Here is a 20,694-nt window from a genome sequence, read left to right as displayed (position 1 = left end):
ACCCCGAAAATCAAGGCTAAACTTGGCTTTCGAGCGCCTATCTGATAGAAGATCGTACTGCATTTTAACGGGGTTCCAGTCTTTGTCGGACGAAACCAACATACCCAATCCGCCGGGTGATGGCGGCGGCGGCGAACCGGGCGGTTCATCGGACATCAAGCCGGTCTCCATCATCGAGGAGATGAGCAAGTCCTATCTCGATTATGCGATGAGCGTGATCGTCAGCCGGGCCTTGCCGGATGCCCGTGACGGGTTGAAGCCGGTGCACCGGCGCATCCTCTATTCGATGCATGAAAACGGCTATGACTGGAACAAGCCGTACCGCAAGTCGGCACGCATCGTCGGTGACGTTATCGGTAAATATCACCCGCACGGGGATTCAGCGATCTACGATTCGCTGGTGCGCATGGCGCAGGACTTTTCCCTGCGTGTGCCGCTGATCGACGGCCAGGGCAATTTCGGCTCGATCGATGGCGACAAGGCTGCGGCCATGCGCTACACCGAGTCGCGCCTTGCCAAGCCCGCGCACGAGCTTTTGTCCGATCTCGACAAGGATACGGTCGATTTTCAGGACAATTACGACAATTCAGAGCGCGAGCCGGTGGTCATTCCGGCGAGATTTCCCAATCTGCTGGTCAATGGGGCGGGCGGCATTGCCGTCGGCATGGCGACCAACATTCCGCCGCACAATCTGGGCGAGGTGATCGATGGCTGCATCGCGCTGATCGACAATCCGGCAATCGATCTTGCTTCGGTGATGGAGATCGTTCCGGGGCCGGACTTTCCAACGGGTGGCATCATTCTGGGGCGTTCCGGCATCCGTTCGGCCTACGAGACCGGGCGCGGCTCGGTCATCATGCGGGGCAAGGCTGAGATTGAGACGCTGCGCGGCGAGCGTCAGGCAATCATCGTCACCGAAGTTCCCTATCAGGTGAACAAGGCCTCGATGATCGAGAAGATCGCTGAACTGGTGCGCGACAAGCGGCTTGAGGGCATTTCCGATATTCGCGATGAATCCGACCGCTCCGGCTACCGGGTGGTCATTGAACTAAAGCGCGATGCGGTGGGCGATGTGGTGTTGAACCAGCTCTACCGCTTTACGCCGCTGCAGACTTCCTTCGGCTGCAACTTCGTGGCGCTTAATGGGGGAAAGCCGGAGCAGCTAAACCTGCTCGATCTGCTGCGCGCCTTTGTTGCCTTCCGCGAGGAAGTGGTAACGCGGCGTACCAAGTTCCTGCTCAACAAGGCGCGCACCCGCGCCCATATCCTGGTTGGCCTGGCAATTGCGGTTGCCAATATCGACGAGGTAATCAAGTTGATCCGCCACGCGCCGGACCCGGCGACGGCCCGCGCGCAGTTGATGGAGCGGCGCTGGGAAGCAAAAGACGTGGCGCCGCTGGTGGAACTGATCGATGATCCCAAGCACCGGCTGAACGATGACGGGACCTATTTCCTTTCCGAGGAACAGGCCCGCGCCATTCTCGATCTGCGCCTGCAGCGGCTGACGGCGCTTGGCCGCGACGAGATTTCAGAAGAGCTGCACAAGCTGGGTGACGAGATCGCCGACTATCTTGATATCCTCTCTTCCCGCGAGCGGGTGATGACGATCATCAAGGATGAACTTGCCGCTGTGCGCGACGAGTTTGCCACCCCGCGCCGCACGGAGATCGCCGAGGGCGATTTCGACATGGAGGATGAGGACCTGATCGCCCGTGAGGAGATGGTCGTCACCGTTTCCCATGCCGGTTACATCAAGCGTGTGCCGCTCGACACCTACCGGGCGCAGCGGCGCGGCGGCAAGGGCCGCTCGGGCATGTCGACCAAGGACGAGGATTTCGTCACCCGGCTGTTCGTCGCCAATACCCATACGCCGATCCTGTTTTTCTCCTCGCGCGGCATCGTCTACAAAATGAAAGTGTGGAAACTGCCGCTGGCAGCCCCTCAGGGGCGCGGCAAGGCACTCGTCAACCTGCTGCCGCTGCAGGCCGATGAACGCATTACCAAGACCATGCCGCTGCCCGAAGACGAGGCAAGCTGGGAAGATCTGGACATCATGTTCGCCACGCGGCGCGGCACGGTGCGGCGCAACAAGCTTTCCGACTTCATTCAGGTAAACCGCAACGGCAAAATCGCCATGAAGCTCGACGGTGGCGACGGCATTGTCGGGGTGGAAACCTGTACGGAGGACGCCACCGTGTTGCTGACCAGCGCACGGGGGCAGTGCATCCGCTTTCCCGTTACCGATGTGCGGGTGTTCACCGGGCGTAATTCTGTGGGTGTGCGCGGCATCAACCTGGCGGATGGCGATACGGTTATCTCGATGACCATCCTCAATCCCTCGCAGGCCGAGGCATGGGAACGCACAGCCTATCTGAAGCGCCGGCGGGCAGAGCTTGCCGCCGAATCGGGCGAAGTGCCGGAGCCGGTGGAAGTGGAAGAAGGCGACGACGAACAGGTGCTTTCGGAAGAACGCTACCAGGTCATGCGCGAGCGCGAACAGTTCATCCTCACGCTTTCCAGAAAAGGGTTCGGCAAGCGCTCCTCAAGCCATGAATACCGGGTTTCCGGCCGCGGCGGAAAGGGCATTGCCGCCATGGTGGTCAACGAGCGCAATGGCCAGCTTGTTTCCTCCTTCCCGGTCGAGGAAACCGACCAGATCATGCTGGTGACCGATGGCGGCCAGTTGATCCGCTGCCCGGTCGTTGATATTCGCATTGCCGGGCGCTCCACCCAGGGCGTTACCGTGTTCAAGACGGCGGAGGGCGAGGAAGTCGTTTCCGTCGAGCGCGTCAGCGAAGCCGATGACGAGGACGAGGACCTGCTGCCCGAGGAGGCGGGTATGGTTGAACCCGGCGGAGAGGCCGATGCACAGGTTGCAACCGGCGGCGACGACGGGGCACCGGACCAGGATGTGGCACCGGAGGGCGATGCAGAGAGTTGATCTGGCGGACGGTGATCGAACCGGCGTTCAGTCTTTGTCCAATTGCTGCAGATTCTCGCTCATCCGCGTTGCCATGATCTGGGCCAGTGCATAGGCAAATTCCGGGTCGTCGAGGCAAAGCCTGCTAACTTCCTCTGCCCCCAGCATGCGCAGCTTCACATCGCCCAGTGCCCTTGCGCCCATGGAGCGGCTGGCGGAGCGGGTAAACAGGCCGACTTCGCCCAAGAGGCCGTCCTTTTCGACTTTCGCGCCATTGTCGATCGCCACCGTGCCTTCATCGACCAGGTAAAGCCGGTCTGCGGGGTCGCCTTTTTCGAAAATGGTCTGCCCGGCGCTGAAGGATGCCGGGCGCATGTATTTGCGCAGATCGGAAACGTTGTATCCATAGTGGCGGATGTGGCGGATGCGGCGCGAGGTGTTGTGAATTTCGTAGATCCGGAAAAGATTTACCGCGATGGCGGCACCGGCGATGGCCGCAAGGGCCATGCTCTGTGAAAACCAGGCGGCAAGGGCAGCGGCGATGCCGGCACCAAGCAAGAAAAGCCGCATGCTCAATGCCCGCCGTGCAAACAGGCCGCCAATGGCGAATACGCCCGCCACCAACAGGGTAAGGAAAACCGGATTTTCGAACAGGTTCATCGCGTTTTTCGTCTTGTCGGGTGAAGGCTTGCTGTGTAGCGTTCTGGTTCTACAGTGAACCTTCTAAGCAGGTGTGGCCTGCTGCTGCAAGCCCGCAGGTTACTGCCGTCCCCGCAGGTTGCTGCCATCCATCGTGAAAGGCTGTTGCCATGACCCTGCCGACCCTGCTTGTTTTCGCATTCGCCTGTTTCGTGATCGTTATCGTTCCCGGTCCCACGGTAACGGTGATCATCGCCAATTCGCTGAGAGGCGGGGCAAGGGCGGGGCTGCTCAACGTGCTGGGCACCCAGGTCGGCCTGCTGCCGATGGTGCTGATCGTGGCGCTCGGCCTTGAATCGGTGGTGCGGATGATGGCGGAATGGTTCTTCTGGATCAAGCTGGCGGGTGCGGCCTATCTCATCTGGCTTGGCATTTCGCTGCTAAGGTCCGATGGAAGGCTGGCCGATCCCGGCACGGTAAAGCCGCCGCGCATCGGTTATTTCTGGCAGGGCGTTCTGGTAATCTGGTCAAACCCCAAGGCATTGCTGTTTTTCGGTGCCTTTTTGCCGCAATTCGTCAATCCCGCAGCAGGAAGCCCGTTCTGGCAATCGGTAGTTTATGGGCTCACCTTCATGGCAGTGGCCACCATCTTCGACAGCCTGTATGCGCTGCTTGCTGGAAAAGCCGGCTCCGCGCTGACACGCACCCGTGTGCGGCTGGTTGAAAAGCTCAGCGGCGGATTGCTGGTTGCCGGCGGTATCTGGATGGCCTTTCTCAAGCGCTCACCGGCCTGATATCCGCTCAGCGGGTATTTTCTGCTGCAACCAGATGGGCTGCGCAGATGCGGTCGGAGCGAACGCTTTTCGGATTGATTCTGGCTCGCTTTTGCTTTGCGAGACTGCGCATGCACAAAACGATGGCAAGCTGGGCTTTGGCCGGCAGTGCCCCGGCTACTGAAATGCCGTCGAAGAATCGCAAGGTCATCTGCGGGCAGTGCTCGAAGACCTGCAGCAGGTCTTCGCCAATGGGGGCCAGCGTTGCCTTTTCCCAGTCAAGAAGACAGGGCCGCCCGTCGGTTCTTATCAGGATTTCCTCGCATATGCCGCCGCCATGGGTAATCGACCAGTCCATCGATCCGTTCTGCCAGCCCGCGGGCAGCTCGATGCCAAGGCGCCGTGCTTCCGCTTCCAGCGCATCGGGCGTTGCCATGGTGCCAAGACAGCGGCTGCCAAGATAGCGGCTGACGGGCCTGGTCCTGCATCCCCAGAAGTCGAAATAGCCGGGCGCTATCTGCTCCACATAGCATTCGGCCTGTTCGGGCGCGCTGAGCTCGCGTACTGCCTCGATCTTCTCCAGCACAATCCAGCGCAGGTTTGGGTCTGCGGCCTCGATCTTCGGGACAAGACCGTTAAATGCGGACAGGGTTTTCAGCATGCGGATTTCCCGCGCATGGGAACGGTGGGCAAGGCTGATCTTGAGTACATGGGCCTCGCCGGTTGTCTTGCCTGGCGCCTTGTTGCCGGACTGCCAGAAGAGGATGGCGTTTTCCTTCAGCACCCGGGGTTTGCGGGCTGATTTGCGGCTGCGGGCAAGTGGTCCCAATACCCCTGTTGCCTGGTTCTGCCAGAGGGCAATGTGTACCGGGCGGCCATGAACAAGCCCTGCCAGGCGGATCAGCGGCGACAACGTGCCTTGGGGCTTGACACGAATGTCGCGGCTGGTTGGGTAAAGCACGTGGGGAAAGGCGGTTTTGCTCCCGCCAAGGGCGTCAGCGGCACGTTTGGAGGCGGACTGAAGATTTTCCACCGCCGGAGTGGTGACCGGATGTTTCCAGGTGTAAAACCAGTGGGCGAGTTTGGAGATCAATTCGGGCTCCCGGCAAAAACCCGATGGATGAACCACATTTAGGGGGCAATGGGAATAAGGGACACTCGCAAGCTTGCGAAAAAGTGGGGCAAGCCTGTAGAAAAACAGGCCGAAACGGCAAATGGGGGCTACATGCCGTAAGCGGGCTTATTCGACCCAGCGATAGTCGTCGAGGCGCTTCAGGCGGCGCTCGCGGCCTGCCTGTTTCTCGCTTTCAAGGCGCATGATGGCGGCGATGGACAGGATGGTGATCATGAAAAAGGCGGTGATGAGCAAAACCATGGAAATCTCCTGCATTTGATGCATCTTTTGCTTCAGTTCAGTGCCATTTCTTGCACTTACAACGTGAATGGCGGCGGAAAGTTCCATTCATCGTGCATTCATCGGTCATGGCGCGGCCGGAACTGAGGCTGGCAGCATCCCCGATACTGGTTGAAACGGCGGGGCGGCGATGTGTGGTCCGTCACATCCTGCGGGCAGCCCGCGCCGCGAAATTGCGGTTGCGATTGGCGCTAAGGGGTGACAAAAGAGCCCCATGAGTGACGCAGAAATCCGTATTGCACTTTATGCGGGCAGCTTTGATCCGCTGACCAACGGCCATGTGGACGTAATCCGGCAGGCGCTGGCGCTTGCAGACCGTGTCGTGGTGGCAATCGGTGTGCAGGCGAGCAAGAAGCCGGTGTTCTCCTTTGAAGAGCGGGCAAAGCTGATCGAACAGTCCGTCAGCGAACGCGTGGATGTGAGCGGGCGGGTTTCGGTGATTTCGTTTTCCGGGCTGGTGGTCAATGCCGCGCGGGAAAACGGTGCCACGGTGATGGTGCGCGGCCTGCGCGATTCCACCGACTTCAACTATGAAATGCAGATGGCGGGCATGAACAGCGCCATGGCACCGGACGTCCAGACCGTTTTCGTACCGGCATCGGCAGGGCTTGGCCATATTACCGGCACACTTGTGCGCCAGATCGCCTCCATGGGCGGCGATGTTTCCGGTTTTGTGCCGGCGGTGGTCGACAAGGCGCTCAAACAAAAACTCTCCTGACCGGCCGTCCGGCCACACACTTCTCCCATTTGTACTCCCGAGGAACTCGATGACCAAAATGCTGAAGCTTCTTGCTGCGCCCTTGCTGGCGCTTGCCCTTGCCGCCTGTAACAACGGAGCGCCCGAAGCGCCGCAGAGTGAAACGCCGAAAACCGAGGCGCCGGCGACGTCTGAACCTGCCACCGGACAGAACGCGCCAAATGCTGCAAGTGAGCAGGCGGAAGAAGATATGGTCTATCTCGATTTGAAGGATGGCAGGGTTACGATCCGGCTCCGGCCCGATCTTGCGCCCAAACACGTCGCGCAGATCAAGACGCTGGTTGGAAAGGGCTTTTATGACGGCATCGTCTTTCACCGGGTGATCGACGGTTTCATGGCCCAGACCGGGGATCCGACCGGAACGGGGACCGGCGGTTCGGACCTGCCGGATATCGAGGCGGAGTTTACCGGTGAACCCTTCAAGCGCGGTACAGTGGGCATGGCACGGGCTGCCGATCCCAATTCCGCCAATTCGCAATTCTTCATCATGTTTGCCGATGGCGACTTCCTCAACGGCCAGTATACGGTGATCGGAGAAGTGGTCGGCGGCATGGAGCATGTGGACAAGATCAAGCGTGGTACCGGCCAGAACGGTATGGTATCGGAGCCCGACAAGATCATCAAAATGACGCTTGCCGAACAGGCCGGCTGACGCCAGTCAATCGCGAAGCATCAAACGCGGAACAGTCAAGAAAAGGGGGCCGGCATGGCTTACGAAGATCCGGAAAACACACTCGTCATGGAAACCACCAAAGGGCCGGTTGTTATCAAGCTGCGGCCCGATCTTGCGCCCAATCATGTGGCGCGGATCAAGGAACTGGCTGGCGAGGGCTTTTATGACGGCATTGTCTTTCACCGGGTGATTGACGGGTTCATGGCACAGGTCGGCTGCCCCCACGGCATTGGCACGGGCGGTTCGTCCAAGCCGGACCTTAAAGCCGAGTTCAACGAGGAACCCCATGTGCGCGGCACCTGTTCCATGGCGCGCGCCCAGAACCCGGACAGCGCCAACTCGCAGTTTTTCATCTGCTTTGAGGACGCGCCCTTTCTCAACCGCCAATACACGGTCTGGGGCCAGGTCATCGAGGGCATGGAAAATGTCGACCAGATCAAGCGCGGCGAACCGGTGAAAGATCCCGATTCCATCGTTTCCATGAAGGTGGCGAGTGCGTTGTAATTTTCAGCACAATTTGCTGTATCAGGGGCGGCGTTCAAGCCGCCCTTTTTCTTGAGTATCCCTGATGCGCGTTGACCTGTTCGATTTCGACCTGCCGGAAGACCGGATCGCTCTGCGGCCGGTCAGCCCGCGCGATCGTGCAAAGCTGCTGCGTGTGCACCCTGAAGAAGGTCTTTCAGATCATCTCGCCCGCGATCTGCCGGACCTGCTGGAGCCCGGCGACGCGCTGGTGTTCAACGATACCAAGGTCATTCCCGCCCAGCTTGAGGGCATTCGCAACCGAGATGGGGCGACCGCGCAGATCAGTGCGACGCTGCACCTGCGCGTGTCCGGCAATCGCTGGAAAGCCTTTGTGCGCGGTGCCAAAAAGCTGAAGCCCGGCGACCGGGTGCGCTTTGGTCACGACAATACGGCCTGCCTGATGGGCGCGCTGGATGCGACGGTTACGCAAAAGGGCGCTGATGGGGAGGTCGAACTTGCCTTCGACCTCACCGGCGCGGCGCTTGATGAGGCACTGCATGGCGCAGGCCATGTTCCCCTGCCGCCTTACATTGCGCTAAAGCGCGCCGAAGATGCCCGCGACCGGAAAGACTACCAGACCATCTATGCCCGCGAGGAAGGGGCGGTGGCAGCGCCCACGGCGGGCCTTCATTTCACGCCTGAACTCTTCGAGCGGCTCGACGCAAAAGGCATCGCGCGCCATTTCGTCACCCTGCATGTGGGGGCAGGCACGTTTCTGCCGGTCAAGGCGGACGATACTGCAGCCCACAAGATGCATTTCGAGCGCGGCCATGTCTGCGAAAAAACCGCTGAAGCACTCAATGCGGTAAAGGCTGCGGGCGGGCGGATCGTCAGCGTGGGAACGACCTCGCTGCGTTTGCTTGAAAGCGCTGCAGATGAAGCCGGCAGGCTGCATGGCTGGGAGGGGGCGACGGACATTTTCATCACGCCGGGCTATCGTTTCCGCTTCACCGATTTGCTGATGACGAATTTCCACCTGCCGCGCTCAACGCTGATGATGCTGGTTTCTGCTTTCTGCGGGCTTGAGAGGATGCAGGCAGCCTATGCCCATGCAATATCAAACGGCTACCGCTTCTATTCCTATGGCGATGCCTCGCTGTTATACCGCGCGCCATGACTGCCGAATTCACCTTCACCCTCATTGCCACGGACAAAACGGCGCGGCGCGGCGAGATATCGATGCCGCGCGGCACGGTGCGCACGCCCGCCTTCATGCCTGTGGGCACGGCCGGCACGGTCAAGGCGATGTATATGGATCAGGTTCGGGACCTGGGTGCCGACATCATTTTGGGCAATACCTATCACCTGATGTTACGGCCGGGCGCCGAGCGGGTGGCAAAGCTTGGCGGCCTGCATGAATTCGCCCGCTGGGAAGGGCCGATCCTGACCGATTCGGGCGGCTTTCAGGTCATGTCGCTTGCTTCGCTCAGAAAGCTGACGGAGGACGGCGTTACCTTCACCTCCCATATTGACGGGCGGAAGTTCTTTCTATCACCCGAGCGCTCCATCGAAATTCAGGGGTTGCTGGGGTCTGATATCCAGATGCAGCTTGACGAGTGCATCGCGCTTCCCGCTTCGCGCGACGAGATGAAACGGGCCATGGAGCTTTCGCTAAGATGGGCTGAACGCTCGGCGGCAGCCTTTGGTGAGCAGCCCGGCAAGGCGATGTTCGGTATTGTTCAGGGGGCGATGATCCTGCTTTGCGCGTTGAGTCGGCAAATGCCCTCAAGGCGATGAATTTAAAGGGGTATGCCATTGGCGGGCTGGCTGTGGGCGAACCCCAGGACGTGATGCTGCGCATGCTTGAAACGACCTGTCCGGCAATGCCCGAAGACAGACCGCGCTATCTGATGGGGGTGGGAACGCCCGATGACCTCATTGAAAGCGTTGCGCGTGGCGTCGACATGTTCGACTGCGTGATGCCGACCAGGGCCGGCCGCCACGGTCTTGCCTATACCCGCCATGGCAAGATCAATCTGAGAAATGCCCGGCACGCAGAAGACCCCCGTCCGCTGGATGAGACAAGCGATTGCCCTGCGGCGCGGGATTATTCGCGCGCCTATCTGCACCATCTCGTCAAATGCGGCGAGGCGCTGGGGGCATGCTGCTGACCTGGAACAATCTTGCCTATTACCAGTTGTTGATGGCAGGCATGCGCAGCGCCATCGAGGCAGGTGATTTTGAAAATTTCAAGGGCAAGACCAAGGAAGGCTGGGCAAGGGGGGATATTGAGACCGTATGATATTTCCCACCGTCATCCCTGGCCGTGTGCCAAGGATCTGATGGCCTATTGGTAAACCCACTCAGACAGGGACAACGCAAATCCTCGGGACAAGCCCGAGGATGACGAAACCAGTTCCCCTGGAGCCTGTCCGGCTTAAACGATTCCATTTAAACCGGACACGCTCTAAACCGCCGCCCCCTTGTAGGGGTTCATCTTCACGCCGGTGATCTTCCAGGAGCCATCCTCCTGCTGTTTTAAGGTATAGACGGCCTGCCACTGGTTGCCGTGCCGGTCGGTGATGATCACTTCCTGATAGATTTCTTTGTTGATGATGGTGTTGCGCCCGAAGACGTGGTTTCGGGAGGAGTAGATTGCGCCATAGCCGCGGGAGACCATGGCGGCGAACTTGTCGACCGTGTCGAAATATCCCTTGATGTTGGGGGCAGCATGGGAATAGGCGCGGGCATGGTCCTTGCTGCGAAAGGCCTGAAGCTGGTCTGCGATCACCGCCTGTGTGGCGCTGCTTTCAGCGGCCGGCACCGGCATGTCCTGTGCAAATGCCTTTATGCCGATGAGGCCCGCCGCCGCAAAGATGACGAGCGCCACAATGACAGCCTTGAAATCCTCGAAAAAGGGCGGATTTGGCGGTTTGTTCTGCATGGTGTCCTCCGGCTTCCCGTACTGGATACGCAGGCACGGAGCAAAAAGTTTCACCTTGCTGCATTTTTATTGCGGAGAACTTTCCTGGGGCAGGGCGGCGACAATGTGCACCCGCCGTGTCTCCCCGCCGTTCAAGGCGGTGTGATACCCCCTTGTGTCGGTAAAATAGACCGAACCGTCGGCGGGCAGATGGGTCACGTGGTGGTTGACGATAAACAGCGAGCCGGGATTGGTGAGAATGGGGATGTGCAGGCGCGGTTCGGGGTCGCGGTGCCAGGAATTGCAGTTGTAAAGCCCTTTTGAAAGCACCCGCATGCGGCCGATGGGGAAACGTTTTGCCAGTTCGCTGTGAACGTGCTCGAAATAGGTTCCGGCAAACTCCGGCACGAACTGGGTAAAGGCGAATTCGTCGACCGGTTCCTCGCGGGGTTCTTCCTCATAGGTTTCAGCCGTTCTCAGCCAATAGCGGCCGGAAAGGTCGTTGGCGGTTTCGGTTTCAACGCCGGGGCGGCGGGTAAGGGAAAACGCGCCAAAACCCTGTTCGGCCCAATCACCCTGGCTTTCAACGCGCTGAAGGCAGGTCTCAAGCGCTTCGCGAAGGGCGCCGATGTCGAATTTCAGGTCGAGCTTTTTAATTCCCGGACCGGGAACGAAATGGTGAACGGTGGAGGAATCAACGCCTTCGGCCAGCCATTGCCGCATGTTGCGCTGATCGCCAAGGGTTTGGGTGGTTTCGCACATGATGTCCTCCATGCAGCTTCGCCATCGGTATCAAGAAAGTTACCCCCCGGCGACTCGCTTGACAAACCATGGTTTTTGGCAAGTTGATGATAAAAGATAATCAACTTTCCCAAAAACAGTGTAATCCCTGGATGAATCAGGCGAATTGAGCAGGAAAAATCATGAGTCGCCGTACGATACCCACTTCAGCTTCGCTGATTGCCTTTGAGGCAGCAGCGCGTTGCGGCAGTTTCACCCGGGCTGCCCGCGAACTCAATCTGACGCAGGGTGCCATTTCGCGGCAGATTCGGGTGTTGGAGGAACAAAGCGGCCAGCAGCTTTTCGTGCGGGAGCGCCAGCGGGTTCGCCTTTCCCCGGCAGGCGAAGCGTATCTGGAAGCGGTTTCCCCGCTTCTGGAGGCACTTGAAATTGCAACATTGAAGCTTCAGTCCTGGCGCGATTTGGCTGGCTCGCTGACGGTCGCAACCTATCCCACGCTTTGTGCGCGCTGGCTGTCACCGCATCTGTTTGCCTTCACCGATGCCTTCCCGGGCATCGATCTTGCAACGCGCACTTTTCTCGACAATACAGCAATGGAGGATGCCAAGGCAGATATCCTGATCGTTCAGGGCGATCCGCCCTGGCCGGGTATGCAGGCGGATTTTCTCATGCAGGAAAAAATCGGTCCGGTTTGCACGCCGCAACTTGCCGGTCGCCATGGATCGTTCAAAGCCCTGATGGCTGGCGCGCCGCTGTTGCGCAACGCAACCCGGCCGCTTTCCTGGGAGCTTTGGCTGCGCGATGCGGGCCACTCGACCGAAGAAATCAGACCGGGCCGTGAACTGGTCCTGCCGCAGTTCGAGATGATTGTGGAAGCTGTTCGCGCGGGCAGGGGTGTCGGCATCCTTCCCCATCAACTTGTGGCGGAAGAGCTTGCAAGCGGCAGCCTGGCTTTCGCCCATGATCATGTCATGACGTGTGGTGCCGGTTATTACCTGCTTTCCCCACTGCGGGACCGGCGCGATCCGCGCATTGAAGCCTTTCGCGAGTTTTTGCTTTCCCGGGCAGTATCCGAAAACTGAAGGCTCTAACTGCCCTTGTTTATCATCTCCACGGCCATTTTTCCCAATACGGGAACCGCCTTGCCATATTCGCGCGCCTTTTGCGGGTTGGAGGCATTGCCGTCGAGCGAGCGCTTGTAGACCCCTTGCAGGATGGCGGCGATGCGGAAAAAGCAGAAGGCGACGTAAAACGGCCAGTTGCCGGGTCTTTCGATGTTTCGGCGGCGGCAATAGGCAGCAACATAGTCTTCTTCAGACGGAAGGCCGAGGGCGGCGCGGTCAAGCCCGCCCAGGCCGCGAAAGCCGCCCTGATGGGGCAGGCGCCATTGCATGCACTGATAGGCAAGGTCGGCCAGGGGGTGGCCAAGGGTCGACAGTTCCCAGTCGAGAATGCCGAGAATTTCATGGGCATCATGGCTGAAGACCATGTTGTCGATGCGGAAATCGCCGTGAACCAGCGATATCCTGCCGTCATCCTCGGGCATGTTGGCGCCGAGCCAGTCGATGAGATGGTGAAGTTCCTCGTTGCGGTCGACCTCGCTGGCGGCATATTGCTGGGTCCATCGTGCCAGTTGCCGCTCGAAATAGTTGCCCGGCTTGCCGAAATCGCCAAGACCAGCCGCTTCGACATCCACATCATGGAGTTTGGCCATGGCCGCATTCATGCGGTCGTAGATCAGTGCCCGCCGCTCCGGTGCTTTTTCGCCGTGAAACTCATGGATTTCCGGCAAAGCCGGGTCCCAGAAAATGTGTCCGTCCAGATATTCCATCACGAAGAACATCCGCCCGATGGGGCTGTCCTCACTGCTCAGCGCAAACATGCGCGGCACGGGCACGGCGGTTGCACCCAGCGCCTTCATGACACGGTATTCGCGATCCACCTGATGGGCGGACTTCAACAGTTCTCCGGGTGGTTTGGCCCTCAGAACATATTTGCCGCTCTGGGCGATGATCAGATAGGTCGGATTGGATTGACCGCCCGTGAACTTGCGGATCTCCATCAGGTCATGAAAGCCGTCGACATGGCTTTCAAGCCAGGGGGAAAGCGCTGCGCTGTCGAGCTGGTTTACCGCATCATCCATTCCGTCTCGTTCTCCCTTCCATCACGGTTCAAACTTGACGCCCGGCCCGCCTTGCGTCAAGCAGCATCGGCTGGCGGTTTGAAACCGCCCAAAAAAGGTGACAAAACCCCTCATGCCAAGCATTTCGATCCTGTTTATGAGTCCGTGATCTGGTTTAACGCGTAGCTGAATGTCCGCCGCAAATTTCGTCGAACCCGCCCTAAGAGCCTTCCGGCAGATCGGCATCGCCCGCCTTGCCAAGGCCGGGCTGGCGCTTGGCGTTATTCTGGCAGTAGGCTATCTGGCCAAGTCAATCGACTTCGAGGGGCTTGCCCAGTGGGTCGATTTCAACGACCAGGCCAATGCCCGGTGGTATCAGGGCAAGCTTGCCTATCTTTCCGCCGGCATGCTGTTTACCGCCATTGGCGGTCCGCGTCAGGCGGTGGCGTTTTTCGGTGCGTATTTCTTCGGGCTTTGGACCGGGCTTGCCGTCTCGACCCTTGCGGCCGGGCTTGGCTGTGCGCTGGCAGCGCTCATTGCCCGGGTATTGGAGACGAAGGCGCGACAGGTGATCAGGGGGCGGGTGGACATTGCCTTTGAATACTGGCGCCAGCACCCGGTAACGACAACCCTCATCATTCGACTGTTGCCGGTCGGCTCCAATCTCTTGACCAATCTGGCGGCCGGCGTTACCGGCGTACCGCTTTTTGCGTTCGTGATGGCATCCATCGCCGGCTATATCCCGCAAATGGCGGTTTTTGCGCTGATGGGCAGCGGCGTCGACGTGGGAGCCGGCTGGCAGGTTGCGCTGGGCATCGGCCTGTTTGCCGTATTGATGATTGCCGGCCTTTGGATTTACGGCCGATACCGGCGCCAGATCCGGGCGGAGCGCAAGAGCGGGAAAAAAACCGGGGCCGGTTGAGGCCGGTTATTTTTCCTCACCTACCTTTTCTTCCCGCACTGGCGGGTGTTTGGTGCGCCGCCGCAGCCAGGACACCCCGAACAGATCATAAAAACCGATCAGCGCACGGTTGAAATTGTTGTATTTCGATATGCCGGCAAGCCGCTCCCGGGAGTTCACGGGAACATAGTCCGTCTTGTAACCATAGGTCTGGAACAGGGCTGGCAAATAGCGGTGGACCGAGGTGAAGAACGGCAGTTTCAAAAACGCCTCACGCCAGAAAACCTTGATGCCGCAGCCGGTATCCGGGCAATCATCGCGCAAGACCCAGTCGCGAATCTTGTTGGCGGCGCGTGAGGCCCAGCGTTTGGAGCCGGTGTCCTTGCGGTTGACGCGGATGCCACCGATGAGGGCCGGGCCATCCTCCTTGCCGGCGGGCGCAATGGCGCTGATCATTGCAGGCAGATCGGCGGGATCGTTCTGGCCATCCCCATCGAGCGTTGCGATCAGGGCATGGTTGGCAGCCAGAATGCCGGTTCTGAGCGCTGCGCTCTGGCCGGCGTTTTCAAGATGGCGTATCAGGCGGACTTTCTTGCGCTTTCGGGCAATGGCAAGCACCTCTTGCGGTCCCTTGTCGGACGAACAGTCATCGACAACGATGATTTCGCCAAGACTTGCAGGCGCCACGGCGCCATGGGTCTCCTCAACGAGGCGGCCGATATTGCCTTCCTCATTGTAGACCGGAATGACGACGGAAACGGTTTTTCGGGCGCTGGCCATAAAGGTACCAAAACAATTACGGATTGAACGAAGGGTGCGGGCTGGTCTTGTTGACAGTTTGGCGCTTCCATCCCATAGACGCCACGAATTCGCAAGGGACGCGAAACGATCGCCGAACTGCCGGGCAAGAAGGTCCGAATGAACACCATCCACGCTGAAGGACAACACGCTGGCAGCGCATCCGTCATGGCAAGGCGCTTCTGGCTTGTCGCGGCGCTGATCCTGCTGGTGCGCCTTGTTTCGCTGTGGTTCAACAGTGCGCCGCTGTTTTTCGACGAAGCGCAATACTGGGTTTGGGCGAAGGAACCGGCCTTCGGTTATTTTTCCAAACCACCGCTGCTTGCCTTTGTCATCGCCGCTTTCACCGGTGTGTGCGGTGACAGCGAATTCTGCGTGCGGCTGGCATCGCCCGTTCTGCACACCCTGACCGGGTTTTTCGTGTTTTTGTGTGGCGCGGCCTTGTTCAATGCGCGCATCGCGCTGGTTGCAGGTATCGGATGGCTGCTGCTGCCTGCGGTTTCGCTTTCCGCCACGCTGGTTTCGACCGATGTGCCGCTGCTGCTCTGCTGGTCGGCGGCGCTTTGGGCGCTCATCTGCTACCGGCAGGATCGGCACGCCAAATGGCTGTTTGTTCTGGCGATAGCGTTTGGGCTGGGGCTTAATGCGAAATACGCCATGGCCTATTTTGCGCTGTGTTTTGTGCTCTTCGGCATGTTGTCGAAGGAGGGGCGCGGTTTGCTGAAGGACTGGAAGCTTTGGACCGCCTTTGCGGCGGGGTTGGCGTTTTTGATTCCCAACGTCGTCTGGCAATCGCAAAACCAGTTCACCACCGTCACCCATACCGGCGACAACATTGGTTGGGGCGGGCATTTTCCCAACCTGGCCGGGCTTGGTGAGTTTATCGGTTCGCAATTTGCGGTTGCCGGCCCAATCGTTTTTGCCGTCTACCTGATCGCGCTCATCCGGCTGTGGCGCGAGGGGGCAAGCAGCGAACAGAAGCTGTTGATTGCCTTTTCGCTGCCGGTCCTGGTGCTGATCTCGTTTCAGGCAATCATGAGCAAGGCGTTTGCCAATTGGGCGGCAACCGCCTTTCCCGCCGCCCTGCTGCTGGTCAGCGAGTTGTTCATACGCCGTATGCCGCAATTGTGGATGCGCCTGTCAAACGGTATCCATTGGGCGGTTTTTGCTGCCATTGCGGTTCTGGTGGGATTTGCCGGGCCCGGGCAATTGCCGCTGTCAGAAAAACAGAACCCCTTCAGCCGCATGTGGGGCGGGCCGGAGCTGGCTGCCGGTGTTGGCGAGGTGGCGCGCGCCGAAGGCATTGCAAACGTTCTTTCCGGCAGCCGCAAACGCTCGGCAACGCTGATTTATTACCTGCGCGAAGAACCGCTCACCGTTTATGCCTGGCGGGAAGGGAATGGCCCGGGCGATCATTTCGAGCTGACGCGGGCGCTTCAGGACCGGCCGGATTTGCAGGGCGAGGATTTCATCTTTCCAACCAGCAGTCCGGGCGTGCCGGAAGCTGTTGCCAGCCGGTTCACGACTGTGCGGTTGGCAGGTGAAATTCCGGAATATGCGGGCAGTGACAAACAGCGGCGCATTTTTGTTCTGAAAGGTTACCGGCCATGAGCGGCGTGCAATCCATCTGGCGGCATGGGTTTGACGCAGGCCGGCTAGCCGCAGAGCGGCGGTTCGCCTGGTTTGTCTTGCTGGCAGTCTCTGTTGCCGGCCTGTTGGCGGCGCTGGCGTTTTTGGGCCGGCCGCAGCTCGACATTGTGCTGACGCAGGCACTTTACAACGATGGCAGATTTGATTTGCGCGGCAGTGATCTGTGGTCAACCCTGCGGCGTATCACCATGACCGGCTATGGCCTGTTTTATGCGCTGGTCACCGCCGGGATCATCGGCGCGCTCTACCACCGCGAACGGTTCTGGAGACTCTTGCCGGTGCAGTGGCTTTATCTGCTGCTTACCTCGCTGATCGGTCCGCTGCTGGTAACCAACATCATCCTGAAGGATCATGTGGGCCGGCCCAGACCGCGCACGGTGAGCGAATTTGGCGGCGAATTCGATTTCAAGCCGCTGTTCGAAAGTGGCGGGGAATGTGTGGACAATTGCTCCTTCGTCAGCGGCGAGGTCTCCTCCATGGTGATGGTGGTGGCGTCGCTGATGTTCATCTTGCCGAAATGGCGCAAGCTGTTTGCCGCATTGCTGCTTCCGGCCTGGTTTTTTGCATCCTATATGCGGGTCGGGCAGGGCGGGCACTTTCCCTCCGACACGGTGTTTGCCGGGATTTTCATGATCGCCATTGCGGCCATCCTCTACCGCTACATCGTGCTTGCGGACGGCGGCAGGGGTTCTGCCACTAGGAACTGACTGCCTTGCTGGCATTGGTCAGCACCTTGGCGATGTGCTCATTGCCGTGGGAAAAGTGGTCCGGCTCGGCCATGTCGGCGATACGGCTGAAGTTTTCTGCAACGCCATCGGCATTGCGATCATCTTCGGCCAGAAAAACTCCCTTGCTCTCGCGGATTTCAAGCTTTGAAAACGTCCCGCCACCGGCGAACATCACGGTTCTGTTGGGCGCCTTGCGGCTGACCATGTAAATCGCCGCAGGGGTGACATGCCTGGGATCGAGGGCGGCCAGCATTTCCTCGCTCATGATGTCTTCGGTCATGCGGGTTGCGGCGGTCGGTGCCAGGCAATTGATGCGGATGTCGCTTTTCATGCCTTCAATGCACAGCGTGTTCATCAGGCCGATGACGCCCATTTTTGCAGCGCCGTAATTGGCCTGGCCGAAATTTCCGTAGATGCCGGAGGTCGACGTTGTCATCAGGATACGGCCATAGCCCTGTTCCTTCATCTGGTTCCAGACCGAGCGGGCGCAGTTTGCCGAGCCGGTCATGTGAACCGCAACGACGGCGTCCCATTCGCTGTCCGACATCTTGCCGAAGCTGCGGTCGCGCAGGATGCCGGCATTGTTGATCAGCACATCAACCCGGCCCCATTTGGCGACGGCATCAGCCACCATCTGGCCGGTATCCTCGATGCTGGCGACATTGGCGCCGTTGGCAATGGCTTTACCGCCCGCAGCCTCGATTTGAGCCACCACTTCTTCTGCCGGTGTCAATGAACCGCCGGAACCGTCGCGGGCACCGCCGAAATCGTTGACCACGACCTTGGCGCCACGGCGGGCAAGTTCCATGGCATGGCTCTTGCCAAGGCCGTTGCCGGCGCCGGTCACGATGGCGACTTGGCCATTAAACTCAATTGTCATGTGAAGAAAACCTCTTAAAGATTTGAAATTATTTGCTTATAGCGTGCATATTTTCGGCGCGAGCAAGGCGTTTTCTGCCGATGGTCCAACCTACATGCTGGCTGCTTCTTCAAACAGGTCCGGACCCGTTGTGACATGAACGCCGCCATCGATGGGAAGAATAGCGCCCGTTACGTAACTCCCTCCGGGACCGCACAGATAGAGGGTCGCGGCAGCGATGTCATCGGGCCTGCCGATGCGTCCAAGCGGCACCGACTTTCCGGTAACTTCCGCCTTTTCCCGCGAACCCGTGGCAAAGGCGGTCATCTTCGAGGGAAAAGGGCCTGGTGCGAAGGCGTTGAAAGTGATGTGGCGGTGAGCAAGTTCCTTGCCGAGAATGCGGGTGAGATGATGCACGGCTGCCTTGGAGGCGGCATAGGAATAGGCGCCATCGCCATAGGGGGACGAACCCATGACCGAACCGATGTTCACGACGCGGGCAGGGTCTTGTGCGGATGCAGATTTTTCCAGCAGCGGCAGCAGTTCGCGCGTCAGGTTGAACAGGCCGGTGACGTTGACGTCGAATACCCGGCTCCACGCTTCATAGGGAAAGGTGTCAACGGGTTCGCCCCAGGTGGTGCCGGCATTGTTGAACAGGATGTGGAGGGTATCCGTGCGGTGCTTGACTTCTTGCACAAGGGCAAGCACGCCATCCCGGGTTGCCACATCGCCGCCGAAGCCTTCCGCCGACCCGCCGCAGCCTGTTTCCTTTGCCAGGGCGTTGAGCGCCTCAGCCACTTTTTCGCATTCTTCGGTTTTGCGGGATGCGATCATGACTTTGGCGCCAGCCTCCACCAGCGCGGTTGCGATCATGCGGCCTATGCCGCTGGCGCCGCCGGTTACCAGAGCCACTTTTCCGTCGAGCGAAAACAGCCTTTCACAGATGGTCATCGGATTTCCTTTGCATCGAACCCGCCGGGGTTTCCGGCCGGGCCGGGATGGCGCTAGTAGGGACCGATTTTACCTGTTACGTAAAGGGGACAATAGAGGTTGTTTACAGCTTTGCAGGTGCAGGCTGTCTGCAGGAGGGTTTTGATGGACCTTGGAATGACGGAACGGCTGAAACCGATCCATGAACAGGTGGCGGGCATGATCGCCGACGAGATCAGGCCGCTGGACGCGGAGTTTCTGGCCGAGGTGGAAAAGGGTGACCGCTGGGCCTACACGGAGCGCCAGAAAGAGATTCTGGAAGGCTTGAAGGCAACGGCGAAAAAGCGCGGGCTTTGGAACTTCTGGCTTACCGATTCGCAAAGGGGCTACGGGCTGACAACGGTGGAATATGCCTATCTTGCCGAGGAAATGGGGAAATCCCATCTAGCCGCCGAGGTTTTCAACTGCAATGCGCCCGATACCGGCAATATGGAAGTGCTCGAGCGCTATGGCAGCCCCGATCACAAGGAAAAATGGCTCGCGCCACTGCTCGAAGGCGAAATCCGCTCAGCCTATCTGATGACGGAGCCTGACGTTGCCTCGTCGGACGCCACCAACATTGCCATGTCCTGCATCAGGGATGGCGATGCGTATGTGCTTAACGGCGAAAAATGGTGGTCATCGGGGGCAGGCGATCCGCGCTGCGCGGTTTACATCGTCATGGTGCACACGCCCAGTGAGGGCCGCTCCCGCCATCAGCAGCACTCGATGATACTGGTCGATGCGGCTTCCAAGGGCATTGAAAAGCTGCGGCCTATGGCAGTCTACGGCATGGACGATGCGCCGCACGGCCATCTGCATATCCGCTTCAAGGATGTGCGGGTCCCGGCTGAAAACCTGTTGCTGGGCGAGGGGCGCGGATTTGAAATCGCCCAGGGCCGGCTTGGGCCGGGGCGCATCCATCACTGCATGCGGGCGATCGGGCAGGCCGAAAATGCGCTTGAACTGATGTGCCGGCGCTCGCTTCAGCGCGAGGCTTTCGGCAAGCCGATTGCCCATCTGGGCGCCAATTACGACATCATCGCCAATTGCCGCATGGAAATCGAACAGGCCAGATTGCTGTGCCTGAAGGCGGCTTGGATGATGGATCAGGGCGATGCGCGCGCTGCTGCGCCATGGATATCACAGATCAAGGTGGTGGCGCCGCTGATGGCGCTGAAAGTCATCGATGAGGCGGTGCAGGTCCATGGGGCACAGGGAATTTCCCAGGATACGACGCTCGCTCATTCCTGGAAGCATGTGCGCACGCTGCGGCTTGCCGACGGGCCGGACGCGGTGCACCGGCGGCAGGTGGCGCGTACGGAACTGAAGAAATACAGCCAGGAAAAGTTCTAAGAAGGA

Annotated in this window: 20 protein-coding genes and 1 pseudogene; 12 read left to right on the top strand and 9 right to left on the bottom strand. The window is 59.5% G+C overall.

From position 1 onward, the window contains the following. Positions 1 to 181: 181 nt before the first annotated feature. Positions 182 to 2,941 carry a DNA gyrase subunit A gene (gene gyrA, locus BVL55_RS08150; protein ID WP_244530638.1) on the top strand — a complete coding sequence of 920 codons (2,760 nt, stop codon included), beginning with the start codon at positions 182 to 184 and terminating at the stop codon, positions 2,939 to 2,941. A gap of 27 nt (positions 2,942 to 2,968) precedes the next feature. Here gyrA and BVL55_RS08145 read toward each other — a convergent pair whose 3' ends face one another. Continuing rightward, positions 2,969 to 3,580 carry a Crp/Fnr family transcriptional regulator gene (locus tag BVL55_RS08145; protein WP_075996467.1) on the bottom strand — a complete coding sequence of 204 codons (612 nt, stop codon included), beginning with the start codon at positions 3,578 to 3,580 and terminating at the stop codon, positions 2,969 to 2,971. Between the two features lie 149 nt (positions 3,581 to 3,729). Between BVL55_RS08145 and BVL55_RS08140 the strand changes: the two genes are divergently transcribed. Next, the gene (locus BVL55_RS08140) at positions 3,730 to 4,353 is read left to right on the top strand and encodes a LysE family translocator (protein WP_075996466.1); all 624 of its coding nucleotides are present in this window, start codon (positions 3,730 to 3,732) and stop codon (positions 4,351 to 4,353) included. Positions 4,354 to 4,360: 7 nt separating this feature from the next. On the opposite strand, the gene BVL55_RS08135 is transcribed toward BVL55_RS08140, so the two are convergent. Together BVL55_RS08135 and BVL55_RS17195 are read right to left on the bottom strand one after the other, a co-directional pair. Further along, a complete protein-coding gene (locus BVL55_RS08135) occupies positions 4,361 to 5,425 on the bottom strand; it encodes a hypothetical protein (protein WP_075996465.1) in 1,065 nt (354 codons plus the stop codon). Between the two features lie 147 nt (positions 5,426 to 5,572). Beyond that, complete coding sequence (locus BVL55_RS17195; protein WP_280161938.1) at positions 5,573 to 5,707, bottom strand: hypothetical protein; 135 nt, start codon at positions 5,705 to 5,707, stop codon at positions 5,573 to 5,575. Positions 5,708 to 5,960: 253 nt separating this feature from the next. On the opposite strand from BVL55_RS17195, the gene coaD reads away from it, so the two are divergent. The 5 genes and pseudogenes from coaD to tgt all read left to right on the top strand — a co-directional run bounded on the left by coaD (position 5,961) and on the right by tgt (position 9,943). Further along, complete coding sequence (gene coaD, locus BVL55_RS08125; RefSeq protein WP_075996463.1) at positions 5,961 to 6,464, top strand: pantetheine-phosphate adenylyltransferase; 504 nt, start codon at positions 5,961 to 5,963, stop codon at positions 6,462 to 6,464. Between the two features lie 49 nt (positions 6,465 to 6,513). Continuing rightward, a complete protein-coding gene (locus BVL55_RS08120) occupies positions 6,514 to 7,155 on the top strand; it encodes a peptidylprolyl isomerase (protein WP_487391204.1) in 642 nt (213 codons plus the stop codon). A gap of 54 nt (positions 7,156 to 7,209) precedes the next feature. Continuing rightward, entirely contained in the window at positions 7,210 to 7,680 is a 471-nt protein-coding gene (locus tag BVL55_RS08115) for a peptidylprolyl isomerase (protein ID WP_075996462.1), read from the top strand. Between the two features lie 64 nt (positions 7,681 to 7,744). Next, a complete protein-coding gene (gene queA / locus BVL55_RS08110) occupies positions 7,745 to 8,818 on the top strand; it encodes a tRNA preQ1(34) S-adenosylmethionine ribosyltransferase-isomerase QueA (RefSeq protein ID WP_075996461.1) in 1,074 nt (357 codons plus the stop codon). Continuing rightward, a pseudogene (tgt, locus tag BVL55_RS08105) lies at positions 8,815 to 9,943 on the top strand (tRNA guanosine(34) transglycosylase Tgt). The gene queA and the pseudogene tgt overlap by 4 nt, the downstream one beginning before the upstream one ends. A 165-nt stretch (positions 9,944 to 10,108) precedes the next feature. Here tgt and BVL55_RS08100 read toward each other — a convergent pair. Both BVL55_RS08100 and BVL55_RS08095 read right to left on the bottom strand, forming a co-directional pair. Beyond that, complete coding sequence (locus BVL55_RS08100) at positions 10,109 to 10,585, bottom strand: DUF4864 domain-containing protein (protein WP_083649441.1); 477 nt, start codon at positions 10,583 to 10,585, stop codon at positions 10,109 to 10,111. Positions 10,586 to 10,651: 66 nt separating this feature from the next. Beyond that, the gene (locus BVL55_RS08095; protein ID WP_075998015.1) at positions 10,652 to 11,326 is read right to left on the bottom strand and encodes a hypothetical protein; all 675 of its coding nucleotides are present in this window, start codon (positions 11,324 to 11,326) and stop codon (positions 10,652 to 10,654) included. A gap of 161 nt (positions 11,327 to 11,487) precedes the next feature. On the opposite strand from BVL55_RS08095, the gene BVL55_RS08090 reads away from it, so the two are divergent. Beyond that, the gene (locus BVL55_RS08090; RefSeq protein ID WP_075996460.1) at positions 11,488 to 12,387 is read left to right on the top strand and encodes a LysR substrate-binding domain-containing protein; all 900 of its coding nucleotides are present in this window, start codon (positions 11,488 to 11,490) and stop codon (positions 12,385 to 12,387) included. Between the two features lie 5 nt (positions 12,388 to 12,392). On the opposite strand, the gene BVL55_RS08085 is transcribed toward BVL55_RS08090, so the two are convergent. Next, positions 12,393 to 13,448, bottom strand: a complete 1,056-nt coding sequence (locus tag BVL55_RS08085; RefSeq protein ID WP_075996459.1) for a phosphotransferase — start codon at positions 13,446 to 13,448, stop codon at positions 12,393 to 12,395. Between the two features lie 169 nt (positions 13,449 to 13,617). Between BVL55_RS08085 and BVL55_RS08080 the strand changes: the two genes are divergently transcribed. Continuing rightward, entirely contained in the window at positions 13,618 to 14,349 is a 732-nt protein-coding gene (locus tag BVL55_RS08080; protein ID WP_075996458.1) for a TVP38/TMEM64 family protein, read from the top strand. A 6-nt stretch (positions 14,350 to 14,355) separates the two neighbouring features. Here the strand turns inward: BVL55_RS08080 and BVL55_RS08075 are convergent, their stop codons facing one another. Further along, positions 14,356 to 15,108, bottom strand: a complete 753-nt coding sequence (locus BVL55_RS08075; protein ID WP_075996457.1) for a glycosyltransferase family 2 protein — start codon at positions 15,106 to 15,108, stop codon at positions 14,356 to 14,358. 138 nt (positions 15,109 to 15,246) lie between these two features. On the opposite strand from BVL55_RS08075, the gene BVL55_RS08070 reads away from it, so the two are divergent. Both BVL55_RS08070 and BVL55_RS08065 read left to right on the top strand, forming a co-directional pair. Next, complete coding sequence (locus tag BVL55_RS08070; RefSeq protein WP_075996456.1) at positions 15,247 to 16,737, top strand: ArnT family glycosyltransferase; 1,491 nt, start codon at positions 15,247 to 15,249, stop codon at positions 16,735 to 16,737. Continuing rightward, positions 16,734 to 17,483: a phosphatase PAP2 family protein gene (locus tag BVL55_RS08065; RefSeq protein WP_075996455.1), complete on the top strand. Its 750-nt coding sequence runs from the start codon at positions 16,734 to 16,736 to the stop codon at positions 17,481 to 17,483. The genes BVL55_RS08070 and BVL55_RS08065 overlap by 4 nt, the downstream gene beginning before the upstream one ends. On the opposite strand, the gene BVL55_RS08060 is transcribed toward BVL55_RS08065, so the two are convergent. After that, positions 17,473 to 18,384, bottom strand: a complete 912-nt coding sequence (locus BVL55_RS08060) for an SDR family NAD(P)-dependent oxidoreductase (protein WP_075996454.1) — start codon at positions 18,382 to 18,384, stop codon at positions 17,473 to 17,475. The genes BVL55_RS08065 and BVL55_RS08060 overlap by 11 nt on opposite strands. 90 nt (positions 18,385 to 18,474) lie before the next feature. Continuing rightward, positions 18,475 to 19,314: an SDR family oxidoreductase gene (locus BVL55_RS08055; RefSeq protein WP_075996453.1), complete on the bottom strand. Its 840-nt coding sequence runs from the start codon at positions 19,312 to 19,314 to the stop codon at positions 18,475 to 18,477. A 144-nt stretch (positions 19,315 to 19,458) separates the two neighbouring features. On the opposite strand from BVL55_RS08055, the gene BVL55_RS08050 reads away from it, so the two are divergent. Then, positions 19,459 to 20,688, top strand: a complete 1,230-nt coding sequence (locus BVL55_RS08050; protein WP_075996452.1) for an acyl-CoA dehydrogenase family protein — start codon at positions 19,459 to 19,461, stop codon at positions 20,686 to 20,688. Positions 20,689 to 20,694: the final 6 nt, after the last annotated feature.

This window comes from Salaquimonas pukyongi, from assembly GCF_001953055.1.
Taxonomy (GTDB): domain Bacteria; phylum Pseudomonadota; class Alphaproteobacteria; order Rhizobiales; family Rhizobiaceae; genus Salaquimonas; species Salaquimonas pukyongi.
Note: the sequence above shows the minus strand (reverse complement) of the source record. Positions and strands in the feature narration are given on the sequence as shown.

Coding starts and splice junctions, on each gene's coding strand:
- gyrA (WP_244530638.1), top strand. CDS start 182: ATGAGCAAGTCCTATCTCGATTATGCGATGAGCGTGATCGTCAGCCGG.
- BVL55_RS08145 (WP_075996467.1), bottom strand. CDS start 3,580: ATGAACCTGTTCGAAAATCCGGTTTTCCTTACCCTGTTGGTGGCGGGC.
- BVL55_RS08140 (WP_075996466.1), top strand. CDS start 3,730: ATGACCCTGCCGACCCTGCTTGTTTTCGCATTCGCCTGTTTCGTGATC.
- BVL55_RS17195 (WP_280161938.1), bottom strand. CDS start 5,707: ATGGTTTTGCTCATCACCGCCTTTTTCATGATCACCATCCTGTCCATC.
- coaD (WP_075996463.1), top strand. CDS start 5,961: ATGAGTGACGCAGAAATCCGTATTGCACTTTATGCGGGCAGCTTTGAT.
- BVL55_RS08120 (WP_487391204.1), top strand. CDS start 6,514: ATGACCAAAATGCTGAAGCTTCTTGCTGCGCCCTTGCTGGCGCTTGCC.
- BVL55_RS08115 (WP_075996462.1), top strand. CDS start 7,210: ATGGCTTACGAAGATCCGGAAAACACACTCGTCATGGAAACCACCAAA.
- queA (WP_075996461.1), top strand. CDS start 7,745: ATGCGCGTTGACCTGTTCGATTTCGACCTGCCGGAAGACCGGATCGCT.
- BVL55_RS08100 (WP_083649441.1), bottom strand. CDS start 10,585: ATGCAGAACAAACCGCCAAATCCGCCCTTTTTCGAGGATTTCAAGGCT.
- BVL55_RS08095 (WP_075998015.1), bottom strand. CDS start 11,326: ATGTGCGAAACCACCCAAACCCTTGGCGATCAGCGCAACATGCGGCAA.
- BVL55_RS08090 (WP_075996460.1), top strand. CDS start 11,488: ATGAGTCGCCGTACGATACCCACTTCAGCTTCGCTGATTGCCTTTGAG.
- BVL55_RS08085 (WP_075996459.1), bottom strand. CDS start 13,448: ATGGATGATGCGGTAAACCAGCTCGACAGCGCAGCGCTTTCCCCCTGG.
- BVL55_RS08080 (WP_075996458.1), top strand. CDS start 13,618: ATGTCCGCCGCAAATTTCGTCGAACCCGCCCTAAGAGCCTTCCGGCAG.
- BVL55_RS08075 (WP_075996457.1), bottom strand. CDS start 15,108: ATGGCCAGCGCCCGAAAAACCGTTTCCGTCGTCATTCCGGTCTACAAT.
- BVL55_RS08070 (WP_075996456.1), top strand. CDS start 15,247: ATGAACACCATCCACGCTGAAGGACAACACGCTGGCAGCGCATCCGTC.
- BVL55_RS08065 (WP_075996455.1), top strand. CDS start 16,734: ATGAGCGGCGTGCAATCCATCTGGCGGCATGGGTTTGACGCAGGCCGG.
- BVL55_RS08060 (WP_075996454.1), bottom strand. CDS start 18,384: ATGACAATTGAGTTTAATGGCCAAGTCGCCATCGTGACCGGCGCCGGC.
- BVL55_RS08055 (WP_075996453.1), bottom strand. CDS start 19,314: ATGACCATCTGTGAAAGGCTGTTTTCGCTCGACGGAAAAGTGGCTCTG.
- BVL55_RS08050 (WP_075996452.1), top strand. CDS start 19,459: ATGGACCTTGGAATGACGGAACGGCTGAAACCGATCCATGAACAGGTG.